The organism is Pseudoxanthomonas daejeonensis, assembly GCF_022637495.1.
GTDB lineage: Bacteria > Pseudomonadota > Gammaproteobacteria > Xanthomonadales > Xanthomonadaceae > Pseudoxanthomonas > Pseudoxanthomonas daejeonensis.
This window is the reverse complement of sequence record NZ_CP093331.1, coordinates 3,245,868-3,259,694: the sequence shown is the minus strand read 5'-3', so window position 1 is coordinate 3,259,694 and position 13,827 is coordinate 3,245,868. Positions and strand designations below refer to the sequence as shown.

The following is a 13,827-nucleotide window of genomic DNA, read 5'->3' as shown; positions in this document are numbered from 1 at the left end:
CGGTTTACTTTTGGTCCGTCCGCCGCACAGCATGGCCCTGACTGCCGCAGCCGCGGCCCATCGAAGGGGTGGGGTATGGCATCAGCTGACGCGAAAATGTCCCGGTTCCAGCTCACCGCGATGGTGGTGGGCAGCATGGTCGGCGCGGGGATCTTCTCGCTGCCCCGCACCTTCGCAGGCGCCACCGGCCCGCTGGGTGCGGTGATCGCCTGGCTGATCGCCGGCACCGGCATGTACATGCTGGCGCGGGTGTTCCAGTTCCTGGCCGAGCGCAAGCCGGACCTCGACGCCGGCGTGTTCGCCTACGCCAAGGCCGGTTATGGCGACTATCCGGGCTTCCTGTCCGCGTTCGGCTACTGGATCGGCAGTTGCATCGGCAACGTGTCCTACTGGGTGCTGATCAAGTCCACGCTCGGCGCGTTCTTCCCTGTGTTCGGCGAAGGCAACACGCTGGTCGCCATCCTGGTGTCGTCGATCGGCATCTGGCTGTTCCATTTCATGATCCTGCGCGGGATCCAGCAGGCCGCCGCGTTGAACATGATCGTCACCATCGCCAAGGTCATTCCGATCGTGGTGTTCATCCTGATCCTGTTCTTCGCCTTCCGCATGGAGATGTTCCGCTTCAATTTCTACGGCGGCGGGCTGGATGGCGGGATATTCGAGCAGGTGCGGATGACGATGATGGTCACGGTGTTCGTGTTCATCGGAATCGAGGGCGCCAGCGTCTATTCGCGCTACGCCAAGGAGCGGCGCGATGTCGGCTTCGCCACCATCGTGGGCTTCGTCGGGGTGACCTCGCTGATGGTGCTGGTCACGCTGCTGCCTTACGCGGTGATGCCGCGCGAGGACATCGCCGGCATCCGCCAGCCTTCCATGGCTGGCGTGCTCGAGGCGGTTGTCGGCCCTTGGGGTGCGGTTTTCGTCAGCGTAGGCCTGCTGGTTTCGGTGCTCGGTGCCTACCTGGCGTGGGCGCTGATCTGCGCCGAGGTGATGTCGGCCGCCGCGCGCACCCGCGCCATGCCGGCGATCTTCGCCCGCGAGAACAAGAACAAGGTGCCCGTAGTGGCGATGTGGGCGACGAGCATTGTCATCCAGGTGATCGTGATCACCACCTACTGGTCGACCGACGCCTTTGGGCTGATGCTCAACCTGACCAGCTCGATGGCCCTGGTCCCGTTCCTGCTGGTGGCCGGGTATGCGTTGCAGCTGACTACGCGTGGCGAAACCTACGAGCAGGAACGCTCGGCGCTGCGCTCGCGGCACATCCTCATCGCCGCGGTGGCCACGGTCTATACCGGCTACCTGCTCTATGCCGGCAGCCTGAAATTGCTGGTGTTGTCGGCCATCCTGTATGCGCCGGGCAGCCTGCTGTACGTCTGGGCGCGGCGCGAGCAGGGCAAGAAGGTATTCGAGCGCACCTCGGACATCGTGATCCTGGCCTTGGCCACGCTCGGCGCGATCGTCGGCATCTACTGGATCGCCACCGGTTACATCGTCCTGTAACGATCGAGGCAGTGCGGCAGGATGCAAGAAAAAAGCCCCGGCGGATCGCCGGGGCTTTGATTGTTCGCGCCAGTCCCAGCCCGCGAGGGCAGGGAGTGCTCAGCGCGAAACGCGGGTGGTGACGCCGTCGGAAGACACGCGCACCTGGTCGCCGACGCGGAACTGGTCCGGGGTGCCTTCCTGCACGACCGCCATGGTCCTGCCCGACTCCAGCTGCACGGTGACTTCCACGCCAGGACGCGTGGTGCCGGCCACGGCATTGCCCGCCGCACCGCCCGCCACCGCGCCGCCGACGGTCGCCGCGGTCTGGCCGCGTCCACCGCCCACGGTGCTTCCGGCCAGTCCACCCAGGACCGCACCCGTGGCGGTGGCAACGCCGCGCGAATCGTTCTGGATCTGGACCGCGCGCACCGCAGTCACCGTGCCGGTTTCGACGTGCTGCGCCCTTCCGGCTTCGGAACGGGTAAACGTGTTGGGGTTGTTATGGGTCGCACATCCGGACAGGGCGGCAATACCCAGGACCAGCGCTGCACCAACAATGATCTTCGTCTGCTTCATCAGGTTCCTCCGTTGAAAGAATTCGGTTGCGAGTGGCGCCTCGCTTCCCCCCTTGTCTTCCGGGAACACGCGATACTCCGGACACGCAGGTTGTCGGGACGCAGGTTCATAACGGCATCGGATTGCCCGGACATTCATACTCCCCATGCGACGGCATGCGCAAGGGCATGCCCCGTATCCACCCCGGGGTGTGATCGACAGGCGACCGTGGCCGGTGTCAAGATGAGCTGAACGATCAGGGCCGCGAAGCGCATCGCCCAGGACATGGCTACGGGCGGAAGGGCGGCGGCACCACCACATTCCACGTCCAGCTTGGAGATTGGCATGTCCGCACCTGTCTATGGCGTTCACTCGGAAGTCGGCACGCTGCGCAAGGTCCTGGTCTGTTCCCCCGGCCTGGCGCACATGCGCCTGACGCCCAGGAACAAGGACGACCTGCTCTTCGACGACGTGATGTGGGTGGACAACGCCAAGCGCGACCACTTCGATTTCGTCTCCAAGATGCGCGACCGCGGCGTGGATGTCGTGGAGATGCACCAGATGCTTGCCGAGACCGTGGCGTTGCCCGAGGCGCGCAAGTGGATCCTGGACCACCAGATCAACGCCAACGAAGTCGGCCTGGATGTCATGGTCGACGTGCGCGCCTACCTGGAGAGCCTCTCGCCACAGGAACTGGCGATCACGCTGATCGGCGGGCTGAGCGTGCTCGATGTCCCGGACGATTTCGCCGGCCCCATCCTCAGGGCCGCGCGCGAGGTGCCGGACATGTTCGGTTACCTGCTGCCGCCGCTTCCGAACATGCTCTACACCCGCGACACGACCTGCTGGATCTACCAGGGCGTGACCGTGAATTCGCTGTACTGGCCGGCGCGCCACGAGGAAACCATCCTCACCACCGCCATCTACAAGTTCCATCCGGATTTCGCGACGGCGAATTTCCCGACCTGGTACGGCGACCCGACCGTCGACCACGGCAATGCCACCCTCGAGGGTGGCGACGTGCTCGTGCCCGGCAACGGCGTGGTGCTGGTCGGCATGAGCGAACGCACCTCGCGCACCGCGATCCTGCAGATGGCCAAGGCGCTGTTCGACAACAAGGCCGCCGAGCGGGTGGTGGTGGCCTCCATGCCCAAGCTGCGCTCGGCGATGCACCTGGATACCGTATTCACGTTCGCCGACCGCGACGTGGCGACCTACTTCCCGCACATCGTCGACCAGATCACGCCGATCTCGCTGCGTCCCAGCGACAAGGCGCCGGGTTTCGAGGTGACCGTCGAGAAGAAGCATTTCAACGACGTGGTCGCCGAGTCGCTCGGGCTGAAGAAGCTGCGCATGGTGGCGGCCGGTGGGGACCACTACGCCGCCGAGCGCTCGCAGTGGGACAGCGGCAACAACCTGGTGGCGCTGTCTCCGGGCGTGGTCATGGCCTACGACCGCAACCCGACCACCAACACTGCGCTGCGCAAGGAAGGCATCGAGGTGATCACCATCGTCGGCGCCGAGCTGGGCCGCGGCCGCGGGGGCGGTCATTGCATGACCTGTCCGTTGATCCGCGACGGCGTGGATTTCTGATCCCGCCGGACCGGCGACAAGGGGAGGGAGGCATGGCTGCATGGCGCCGGGTCCCTCGTACGCAACAGGCAACGATCGAGACGGGAGCTTGATGAACACCACGCACGCGCGGCACACCGGTTTCCTGCATTCGCTCTATCCCGGCCTGCGCGGCGGATCGTTGCTCGCGCTGGCGATCGCCGGTGCATTGGCCAGCGCGCCCGCGCTGGCGCAGGTCGATACCGATGCGATCTCCGACCTGATCGACGAGCCCGGGAGCGCGGGCCTGGGTTTCCTCTACCGCTTCGAGGAATCGCCCTACAAGGACGCCGGCCAACGTAGCGACCTGCTGCCGTTGTACCTGTACGAAGGCGAGCGCTTCTACCTCAACGCGGACCGGGCAGGGGTCAAGTTCGTCGATGACGGCACCCATCGCCTGGATGCCTTCCTGTCGCGCCGGCTGGAAGGTTTCGCCGAAGACGACATCCCGGACATCCTCGAAGGCATGGTGCCGCGCAACGCCGGTGCGGACCTGGGCATGCGCTACCGGCACAGCCTGGACTGGGGAACCCTGCGCGCGACTGCGCTGGCCGACGTCAGCAGCACGTCCAACGGCAGCGAACTGCGGCTGGGCTACTCGTACACCTGGAGCGGCGACCGCTGGAGCCTGCGCCCGGACGTCAGCGTGTCCTTCCGCGACGCCGACCTCAACAACTACTACTACGGCGTAAGGCCCTACGAGGCCACGGTCGACCGGCCGGCCTACGCGCCAGGCAGCGGCACCGACGTGACCGTGGGCCTGTACGGCACCTACGGTTTCCTCAAGAACTGGCGCCTGATCGGTGGCGTCGCGGTGACCGCGCACGACAGCGTCATCGAGGACAGCCCGATCATCCGCGACGGCCTGCAGCCGGCGGTCTTCGCCGGCGCCGTCTACGACTTCGGCACCGCGATCGCACGCTGGGACGACGAAGACGTACCGCTGCTGATGAAGGTGTTCTACGGCCGGGCGTCGGGCGATGGCTGCCACATGGCCAAGATCATGACGCTCAGCTGCACCTCGCTGGACCACGAGAATCCGAGCAGCGTCACCGGCGTGCACCTGGGCAAGCCGTTCGTGGAGCGGATCAACGGCTGGCCGATCGACTTCCATGGCTATGCCGGCTTCCTCTATCGCAACGAAATGAACACGATCGCACCCGATGCGTGGCAGTTCGACGCCTACATGAAGGGCTTCTTCTACGGCTTCCCGTGGAGCCACCGGGTCAACACCCGGTTCGGCATGGGCGCGGGTATCTCGTACTCCAACCACGTGCCATCGCCGGAAGTCACCAGCCAGGCGCGGCGCGAACGCCCGACGTCAAAGCTGCTCAACTACCTGGACCCGACCATCGACATCAGCCTGGGCGACCTGTTTGGCAAAAAGGACTGGAAACAGACCTACTTCGGCCTGGGCATCTCGCACCGTTCCGGCATCTTCGCCAGCTCGCGCCTGCTGGGCAGCGTCAATGGCGGCTCGAACTACATCTACGCATACGTGGAGACGACGCTCTGATCGATCGGACATCGATGAGCGCTGGAACTGGATGATGCGTCGGGCGATGCACGGGCATCCGCCGTGCGTGTCCTACAGGAACTTCAGGAAATTCCGACCTTCCAGTCGGTACTTCGCACCGGGTACCGCTGCGGAGTCGGGGATACGATTCCCCTATGGGAATGCATGCGCTCCAGTTGAGTTGCCTTGTGGTGGGACTGGTTTCTTCGGATGCATGCGCGCAGCACGTGTACAAATGCGTCGCAGGTGATCAGGTCGCCTACCAGTCGGCGCCTTGCGCGGAAGGCGCGACCACCGAGAAGGCCTGGAGCCATGGAAGCTATGAGCCACCTCGGGAGGCAGACCTGCAGCGAATCCGCGAGATCGAGCAAGCGAACCGACCGCGCGACATGACCTCGCAGGCTTCGCGCAAGGTCCGACGATCCCAGCCCCAGGCCAGCACAAAGCGCACATCCACGATCGGGCGTTGCCAGGACGCCAAAACCCACCGTGATCGCGAGCTCTACCGGCTGGGGCCATGGCGGAAGATGCAGGATCTGCGCAAGTGGGACGGATACGTGGCCCAGGCGTGCAAGTTCTAGTCGGGTCGGCCTGGTCGCCTCCCTGTGGGTGGACTACGGAGCTGCCGGCGTGGCGCTGACCTTCGCCGCCTGGCAGTGGCTGCGAGGGGAGGGGAGAGCACTCCCAGCCGCTTTGGCCGCTTTGGCCGGGATCTGCGCTTACAACGGCAATGGCTGGGTGCTGGTGGCGCTCCCGCTAATCCGGGTGCTGGGGAAAACCAAGGCGGAGCTGCCGCGCTGGCTGGACCTTCCTCGGATACTACGTCGGGCACCTGGTCGTACTGGCCACCATTTCGGGGGGAATGGATGTTTCGGGGAACGTTGCTGATCCTGCTGGCGCTGTCGCCGGCAGCACACGGACAGTCGATCAGTAAATGCAAGCATCCGCGCACCGACGCGGTCGCATACTCGTCGAGCCCTTGCCCATCCACCGAAGCCGGTTGGAATGCCGAGTTTGAGGGCACTGGCGATGCGCGTGATCGTGACCGCATGACGGCTGCGCAAGCTCAAGCGAGCGTGACCGCCAATCAGCGCTACTTGGCCGATCTAGGCGCGCAGAGCGCTCTACGAATTCGGGATCCCAAGGTTATTCGATGCCGTCGAGCATTGGTCAATGCGAGGCAGCGAAGCGAACGCGAGACGCTAATCTGCAAGCGTCGCGGCCACGTCAAGGGCATTCCATTGAATCACTCAGATCGTGGGATGAGTACGTCGCAGCGGCGTGCAAGTGACTAGACCTTTAGCCCATAGCGGTACAAACCGAATGAGGGGCAATGCAGGCGCACGTGGTTGCGGGCGATCTGGTCGCGCACTTGCTCGGCGCACTGGTTCGGGCAGGCTTGGTCCGCGTGCCAGCACGGCGGGCGGAAGTTGGAAGCGGTCAGATCCATGCGCGGAGCTCCACGTGATCGGGTGTGGCTTTGGGCCGCTGCAGCTTGTGTGCCAGCCAATCGCGGAGGACACGGCCCACGTATCGCAGCCGTCCTGTATTTCGCATAATGCACATTATGTCGACCTAGGGGCCGCAGGGAAGGAATCCATAGGCCCCTTCTGCCAATGGCGGCCCAGTCGGCTTCTGCGGTACACCTAGCGCGACCACGGATCGGGGTCGTGGCCGCGGTTGGCGATGGAGCCGGAATCCCCGTGTACGTTCCTGGGGCGCTTATGGAACCGAACGCGAAGTCGTCTCCCGGTGGCCGACGCCATCTGCTCGCAGCACTGCGTGGCGTAACAGTCCTGGGCCTGCTTTTGTCGGCCGTGGCACTGGGTGCGGCACCGGCCACGTCGCCTTTGCCGGCACTCCCGGGCGCCGCGCCGCCTCCCGCGGTCGAGACCCCGGCAGACTCCGAGGCCACGGTCCGCTTCTACAACCGCGACATCGTGACCCTGCGCGCCGAGTTCCTGGGCCGGACGCCGGAGCTGCGTGCCCGCACCACCGAGGCGGCCATCCGCCGCGTGGTCGAAGCGTCCGGTCCGGTGAAGGTCAACTTCAAGCAGTCCTCGGAGGGATTGCTGGTGCTGCTGTCCGACGAGCTGGTGATGATGTTCACGACCGGCGATCTGGACGTACTGCATGGCGAGACGATGGGCCAGGCCCGCATCGCGATCGCCGGGCGCCTGCAGGAGGCCGTCGACACGGCGCGGCGGGAACAGGCGCCGGCCCGGCTGCTGCAGGGCCTGCTGTGGTCGCTGCTGGCTACCGTCATCGCGATCGCGCTGGCCGTGGGCGTGCTGTGGCTGGGCCGCCGGATCCGGGATCGGCTCAAGCGCCTGGTCGAGGCGCGCAGCGAAACGATCGAGCGCGACGCGATACGCCACCTGGTGGGTGGCATACGCATCGTCATCGGCTGGCTGATGCGCGTGTTCATTGCGCTGACCATTTTCGTGATCCTCGAGGAATGGGTGCGGTTCGTCCTGGGCCAGTTCGGCTTCACCCGGCCGTGGGCCGAAGCGATGACCGGCTGGATGCTGGACCTGTTGCGCAGTTGGGCCCAGGCCATCGCCGCCGCACTGCCAGGCCTGGTGGCCGCGATCCTGATCTTCGTGCTGGCGCGCCTGCTCACCCACTCGGTGACCATCACCTTCCGCGGCGTGCAGGATGGCCGGTTCCAGCTGTTCGGCATCGACCAGGTGCTGGCCGAGCCCACGCGCAAGCTGGTGAATGTCGTGATCTGGCTGTTCGCCCTGGCCATGGCCTACCCCTACCTGCCCGGCTCGGAGACCGATGCGTTCAAGGGACTGAGCGTGCTGGTCGGCCTGATGATCTCGCTGGGTGCGTCGGGCATCGTCGGCCAGGCGGCGGGTGGTTTCACCATCCTCTATTCGCGGACCATGTCCGTGGGTGACTACGTTCGCAGCGGCGAGGTCGAAGGCGTGGTCCTGCAGATCGGATTGTTCACCACCCGCCTGCGCACCGTTGCCGGCGTGGAAGTCAGCATTCCCAACAACGTCGTGCTCGGCGGGCAGCTGCACAACTATTCGCGCCATCCCGAGGGTCCGGGGATGTGGATGGAGACTGGAGTCACCATCGGTTACGACGCGCCCTGGCGCCAGGTGCACCGGCTGCTGCTGCAGGCCGCCTCGCGCACCCCGGGCGTGGCGGTCGATCCGCCGCCGTTCGTGCTGCAGACCGCGCTTTCGGACTTCTACGTGGATTATCGCCTGCGGGTGCGCGTGGCCGAGGCGCTGCGTCGTGCCCTGGTGCTCAGCGAACTGCACGCGCAGATCCAGGACGCTTTCAATGCCGCGGGCGTGCAGATCATGTCGCCCAACTACGAGGCCGATCCGGAGAGCCCCAAGCTGGTACCGCGCGCGTACTGGGACGGCCTGCCCGTGGAGCCGGATCCGCGCTCGGATCCGTCGCAGCAGTAGGCGCGGCGGCTTGAACGCGTGGTTGCATCGCAGCGCGACAGTGCCGCCCTACTCTCCCCGGATACCGGGAGGCTGGGTCCGCCAGGCGGGCCCAGCCCGCGCGGCGTCGTAACCGGCCTGGTAGAGCGAAGCCATCTGCGCGGGATCGAATGCCGTGAGGTCCGGCAGCACGACGCTTTCGTCGATCGTGACCCAGTGGAAATCGGCCTGGTTGCGCTGGGCGAAGGTGAATTCGCGGAACAGGTCGCCGACGATGCCGGCGCGCCCGGAGATGTCGATGGTGCGCACGGTGATGCCGCGCAGCGAGCGCGTGGTCGAAGCGGGAGGCGCATTCAACTGCCCGTTGTGGATGACGAAGATGTCCTCGTGGCCAGGGGCGCGACCGGCGCTGGTGTGCAGCTTGGCCGGATCGAAGATGCCTCCATTGAGGAACACGTTGGCCCAGACGAAGCCATCCACGTGCATCTCGTCGTAACGCTTGCCGTCGGCCTCGACCTCGAACAGCACCGGCGGGAACGCGATGGGCACCGAAGAAGACGCCAGCATGACCTTGCGGAACAGGGCCAGCGCGGCATCGTCGGCCTGGCAGGCGATCAGGCCCATGTTCCAGACCATGAAGCTGCGCGTATCCAGGTCGACCGTACCCATGAACAGCCGCCTGCCCTGCCGGTGCGCCTGGGCGACCTGTTCGAGCAAGGCCGTGTCGATGTAGCGCTCGATGAGCGTTACCAGGGGCGCGGTATCGGCGAGCGCGTCGCCACGCATCAGCGCCATGAGCCGGGAGCGCTCTGTGAACACGTTGGCGGTGGTCGTGGTGGTGTAGAACTTGTGCAGCGACTCGTCGTACTGGGGGCCGAGGAAGGCGAAAGGCGCCATCAGCGCGCCGGTGGAGACGCCGGTGACGATCTTGAACACCGGGCGCGTGCCGGTCTCCGTCCAGCCCTTGAGGAAGCCCGCGCCGAAGGCGCCATTGACCCCGCCGCCGGACAGGGCCAGGTGCGGGTAGTGGATGATCCCGTCCGCGGCGATCGGGAAATCCTCGGGCGATTCCTGTTGCAGCGATAGCAGGTAGTCGCGCTCCATCGCAGGTGCCGGCCGCCCGGCACGGGCACGCACGCCGGGCATGCCGGGAATCTGCGCCTGCTCGACCAGTGCGGGAGGAACCGGGTTGCGCGGCAGCGACGAACATCCCGGGATCGCTGCGGCGATGACGAATCCGAGCACGAGGCTGCGGATTGCCGCAAGCGGGAATCCGCCAGCGCGTGTTTTCGGAACCGATGCGGGCATGCGGCCTTCCATGCGTCGGGGGTTCTGGGTAAGGGACCGGGCACGCGTCGCATGCACCGCGTCGTGGCACCGGTCGCCTGCGCCCCACCCTCCCCGGATCCGGATGCGCAGGCACCTGATGTTCCGGCAGTTTGGCCACAAGGTCGCTGGGCATGCAAATGCCTGGCCTGACTGGGCGGGACGTTCGCCAGGGGGGCCTGCCGCACGCGCTCTTGAGCCGGGACGGTGTTTCGCGGTATTGAAGTAGCCATCGTTCCGGGATGGAGTGATCGTCATGAAGCGGATCCTGCTCGTGCTCGCCCTCGCCCTGCTTGCCACGGGATGCGCACACTCCGGCGCGGCCCTCAGCAGCGCCGACCGTCTCGAGCTCTATCGCGCGCATGCAGGCCCGCCGGTCGGGAGCTTCAACATCGACAGGATCGCCGGGGTCACCCGCTGGACGCCGCTGGGCGACCAGGCGCTGGCCATCTGGAACACGCCCAACCAGGGCTACCTGATCGAATTCCGGACGCGCTGTTCCGGCCTGTCCTTCGCCAGTTCGATCACCATCAGCAACTCGCTGGGAATGGTGAACGTGCGCATGGACAGCGTGCAGCCTCGGGCTGCGAACGGTTCGACCATCGCCCCGCCCTGCCGCATCGCCAGTGCCCGTCCGCTCGACGGCCGCGCCATCAATGACGCCAAGCGGGAGTTGCGCGAGGCCAGCGTGGTCGATCGACCCGCCGACGCAACGCCGGAAGAGGAATAGCGAATCGTGCACGACGGCAATCCGCGTCCAGCGCGCCGGCAATGCCGGCCCGCCGTTTCCTGCGGCATCGCGCCCAAGGCCCCCCAGATCCAGCCGCGACAGGAACTTTTCCAGGTAACGATCGCGAGGCCGCACCCCGCACGTTGAAAGTACCCACCACGGAAACAACCGTAATCCCGAGCCCGGCTGCACGTTCCCCCTCAAGGAGAGGCTGTATGTCGCAATATGATCCGGATCGCCGCACGTTTCTGAAGGTGGGTACTGGCGCGGCCGTCGGCGCCGCGCTTGCCATGCGCTTCCCCATGGCTTCGGCGATGGCCCAGGCAGTCACCACGTTCGACATCGACACGCGTTTCGCCGACTTCATGCGTGACATCGGGGGCGCTGCCACCGATGCCGGCGGCAAGGTGGAGTTCACCGGATCGGACCCGCTGCTGCGCAGCCATTTCCGCATCGGCGCGTGCATGGCGATCCCGGCGATGGCCGCCGGCGTCGGCGCGGCCGCCATCTGGCGCCAGCGCACCGGCGAGGGCCAGGACCTGAGCGTGGACCTGCGCCAGGCGGTGTGGAACACCAATCCGCTGATCGGCATGGTCCATACCAAGATGCAGGCGGTCGGCCTGATCCCGGCCAGCGACCCGATCCCGGCCGCGCTCACCGCGTGGAAGCCCAGCGTCAACGGATTGATGCTGCAGGCCCCGATCGGCCTGGACAATCCGCTGTCGTTCCAGGCCTTCGAGACGCGCGATGGCCGTTTCATCAACCTGACGGGCATCTACCCGCACCTGATGGATCGCATCCTCAACGTGCTCAAGGTCACGGCGGACCAGACCGCGATCCGCGCGGCGGTCAAGAAGTGGGATGGACAGGAACTGGAAGACACGCTCGCCGCCAGCAACGGCGTGGCCGCCCTGCACCGCACCCGCAAGGAATGGCTGGCGCACCCGCAGGGCAAGTACCTGGCCGGCACGCCGCTGATCGAACTGGTCAAGGTCGGCGATGCCCCGCCCCGCAAGTTCGCGCCACAGGCCGCCCGGCCACTGTCGGGCATGAAAGTGATCTCCTGCACGCACGTGATCGCCGGCACCACGGCGGCGCGGACGCTCGCCGAGTACGGTGCCGATGTGCTGCACATCGCCCGCGACCAGAGCTTCGAACACGAGGCGCTGGTGGTGGACGTCAACGTCGGCATGCGTTCGGCCTGGGTCGACCTGCGCAACAAGGCCCAGAACGCCAACTTCGCCGGCCTGCTGCCGGATGCGGACGTGTTCATCGAAGGCTTCCGCGGCCGCTCGATGGAACGGCTGGGTTTTGGCGTGGAGGAAGTGGCGGCCAAGCGGCCCGGCATCGTCTACTTGTCGGTGCGTGGCTACGGCTGGGAAGGACCATGGGGTGATCGCGCCGCCTTCGACATGGAGGGCGTCTCCACCACCGGTTTCACCATGACCGAGGGCGGCGGAACCGGCGTCCCGCGCTTCCCGCCGACGCTGGTCATGAACGACTACATCACCGGCTACATCGGCGCGGCCGGCATCCTCGCCGCGCTGCGTCGCCAGGCCATCGAAGGCGGCACCTGGCACGTGCGGGTCAACCTGGCCCGGGCGGCGATGTGGTTCCAGGACCTGGGCCATTTCGCCGACATCCGCTTCGATGCCTCGCGCCCCGAAAACCGCATGTCGCCACCGGAGACCATGAAGCGGCAGACACCCTACGGCGAAGTGGAACGCCTCGTGCCGCAGGTGCGCCTGTCGAAGACGCCCGGGCAATGGCGCGATCCGCTGGTGACCGTGCGCGGCAGCGACCTGCCGCGCTGGGAGGGTTGAAGGATGCGTGATCGCCCTGTTTCCTCCCCCGAATGGCGCCGCCACGCGCTGGCGGCCGCCCTGTTCTGCGGCATGTCGTCACTGGCGGCACAGGCCCAGGAAGCGTCACCCGCCCCGCCGGCGGAAGCGGCGCCTGCACCCGCCCCGCTCGACCTGACCCTGGCCGATGCCGCCGCCGACGAGCTCTATCCCAACCTGCTCGACACTTCGATGTCGGTACAGGGCGACCTGCAGGAAGACACCGCGGTGCCGACCGGCTGGCTGCGTCGCGAGACCGGGATGAATTCCTGGTTCGGCTGGAAGAACCAACTGCGCCAGGACACCGGCCTCACCATCGGCGGTTCCTGGATGATGCTGTGGCAGAACTACTCCCACAGCCTGATCGACGAGCACAACGCGGTCGGCAGCAAGCTGACGCTGAATGCCTCGTACGACCTGTTCAACCGCGGCCAGGCCAATGCGCTGTCGTTCGACATCGCGGTCGAGGACCGGCGCCCGGTGGGCACCGACCTGGCGCCGTTGCAGGCGGGCATGGCCACCGGCTCGCTGATTCCCACCGCGGCCACTTACGGTGATTTCAGCCTCGGCGTGACCCAGGCCTACATCCGCCAGAACCTGGCCGACAACCGTTTCCAGTACACGATCGGCAAGATCTTCGCGCCGAACTTCCTCAACGCCTATCCGTTCTTCGACGACAACCGCCAGTTCCTGACCCAGGCGTTCTCGACCAGCCCAAGCATCGCCGCGCCACTGCGTGGCTTCGGTGCGGTCGCGGCGTGGTATCCGACCACCACCGGGTTCTACCTCAAGCCCGGCATCTTCACCGTCCACAGCGACGACACCGGCAGCACCATCGACGACTTCTTCAGCAAGGACGAGCATTTCTACATGCTCGAGGTCGGCTGGAGCGCGCTGGCCCGGACCGGCACGCCGATCCAGGCACGGGCGGCGATGGACGCCAACAACATCCACCTGACCGCCTGGTATCGCGATCCCGAACAGGGTGGCCTGCCGCGATCCAAGGGGCTGGCGTTCAACGCCAACTACATGATCGGGCCGAGCATGATGTGGTTCGCGCGCGCTGGCTGGTCCGATGGCTGGTTCGTGGACAACAACGCGGCGGTCGGCCTGGGCTGGCGCCCTACCGAGCATTTCTCCGACCTGTTCGGCGTCGCCATCGGTGGACTGCAGCCCGCCAGTCCGCAGCTGCGCAACCAGTACACCGCCGAGGTGTTCTACCGCTTCCACGTCACCCCGCACTTCGCGATCACCCCCGACCTGCAGGTGCAGGTGGACCCGGCGCTCAACCGTTCCACGGATGCGATCTGGGTGTTCAGCATGCGCGGCAGGTTGACCTTCTGACACGTGCAT

General features: G+C 66.3%; 12 protein-coding genes. 9 read left to right on the top strand and 3 right to left on the bottom strand.

What is annotated here, in order from left to right:
- Positions 1-96: 96 nt before the first annotated feature.
- The gene (locus tag MNQ95_RS14665; RefSeq protein ID WP_241953314.1) at positions 97-1,503 is read left to right on the top strand and encodes a basic amino acid/polyamine antiporter; all 1,407 of its coding nucleotides are present in this window, start codon (positions 97-99) and stop codon (positions 1,501-1,503) included.
- Positions 1,504-1,602: 99 nt separating this feature from the next.
- Here MNQ95_RS14665 and MNQ95_RS14660 read toward each other — a convergent pair whose 3' ends face one another.
- Positions 1,603-2,061 (bottom strand): outer membrane lipoprotein, encoded by a 459-nt coding sequence (locus MNQ95_RS14660; RefSeq protein ID WP_162410456.1) that lies wholly within the window; start codon positions 2,059-2,061, stop codon positions 1,603-1,605.
- 324 nt (positions 2,062-2,385) lie between these two features.
- Between MNQ95_RS14660 and MNQ95_RS14655 the strand changes: the two genes are divergently transcribed.
- The 4 genes from MNQ95_RS14655 to MNQ95_RS14640 all read left to right on the top strand — a co-directional run bounded on the left by MNQ95_RS14655 (position 2,386) and on the right by MNQ95_RS14640 (position 6,462).
- Entirely contained in the window at positions 2,386-3,633 is a 1,248-nt protein-coding gene (locus tag MNQ95_RS14655) for an arginine deiminase (RefSeq protein WP_241953313.1), read from the top strand.
- 91 nt (positions 3,634-3,724) lie between these two features.
- Positions 3,725-5,167: a MipA/OmpV family protein gene (locus tag MNQ95_RS14650; RefSeq protein WP_241953312.1), complete on the top strand. Its 1,443-nt coding sequence runs from the start codon at positions 3,725-3,727 to the stop codon at positions 5,165-5,167.
- 161 nt (positions 5,168-5,328) lie between these two features.
- Positions 5,329-5,748, top strand: coding sequence for a hypothetical protein (locus MNQ95_RS14645; protein WP_241953311.1), 420 nt, complete (start codon positions 5,329-5,331; stop codon positions 5,746-5,748).
- A 300-nt stretch (positions 5,749-6,048) separates the two neighbouring features.
- Positions 6,049-6,462 (top strand): hypothetical protein, encoded by a 414-nt coding sequence (locus MNQ95_RS14640; protein ID WP_241953310.1) that lies wholly within the window; start codon positions 6,049-6,051, stop codon positions 6,460-6,462.
- Here MNQ95_RS14640 and MNQ95_RS14635 read toward each other — a convergent pair.
- Positions 6,459-6,617 carry a hypothetical protein gene (locus tag MNQ95_RS14635; RefSeq protein WP_241953309.1) on the bottom strand — a complete coding sequence of 53 codons (159 nt, stop codon included), beginning with the start codon at positions 6,615-6,617 and terminating at the stop codon, positions 6,459-6,461. The two genes, MNQ95_RS14640 and MNQ95_RS14635, sit on opposite strands and share 4 nt — an antisense overlap.
- 274 nt (positions 6,618-6,891) lie before the next feature.
- Here MNQ95_RS14635 and MNQ95_RS14630 point away from each other — a divergent pair, with 274 nt between their 5' ends.
- Complete coding sequence (locus MNQ95_RS14630) at positions 6,892-8,598, top strand: mechanosensitive ion channel family protein (protein WP_241953308.1); 1,707 nt, start codon at positions 6,892-6,894, stop codon at positions 8,596-8,598.
- Positions 8,599-8,646: 48 nt separating this feature from the next.
- Here MNQ95_RS14630 and MNQ95_RS14625 read toward each other — a convergent pair whose 3' ends face one another.
- Positions 8,647-9,885, bottom strand: coding sequence for a patatin-like phospholipase family protein (locus MNQ95_RS14625; RefSeq protein WP_241953307.1), 1,239 nt, complete (start codon positions 9,883-9,885; stop codon positions 8,647-8,649).
- A 274-nt stretch (positions 9,886-10,159) separates the two neighbouring features.
- On the opposite strand from MNQ95_RS14625, the gene MNQ95_RS14620 reads away from it, so the two are divergent.
- From MNQ95_RS14620 to MNQ95_RS14610, 3 genes are all read left to right on the top strand, one after another.
- Positions 10,160-10,633, top strand: a complete 474-nt coding sequence (locus tag MNQ95_RS14620) for a DUF6491 family protein (protein WP_162410463.1) — start codon at positions 10,160-10,162, stop codon at positions 10,631-10,633.
- Positions 10,634-10,848: 215 nt separating this feature from the next.
- Positions 10,849-12,456 carry a CoA transferase gene (locus MNQ95_RS14615; RefSeq protein WP_241953306.1) on the top strand — a complete coding sequence of 536 codons (1,608 nt, stop codon included), beginning with the start codon at positions 10,849-10,851 and terminating at the stop codon, positions 12,454-12,456.
- A 3-nt stretch (positions 12,457-12,459) separates the two neighbouring features.
- On the top strand, positions 12,460-13,818 hold the full coding sequence (locus MNQ95_RS14610; protein WP_241953305.1) for a carbohydrate porin: 1,359 nt from the start codon (positions 12,460-12,462) through the stop codon (positions 13,816-13,818).
- Positions 13,819-13,827 lie beyond the last annotated feature (9 nt).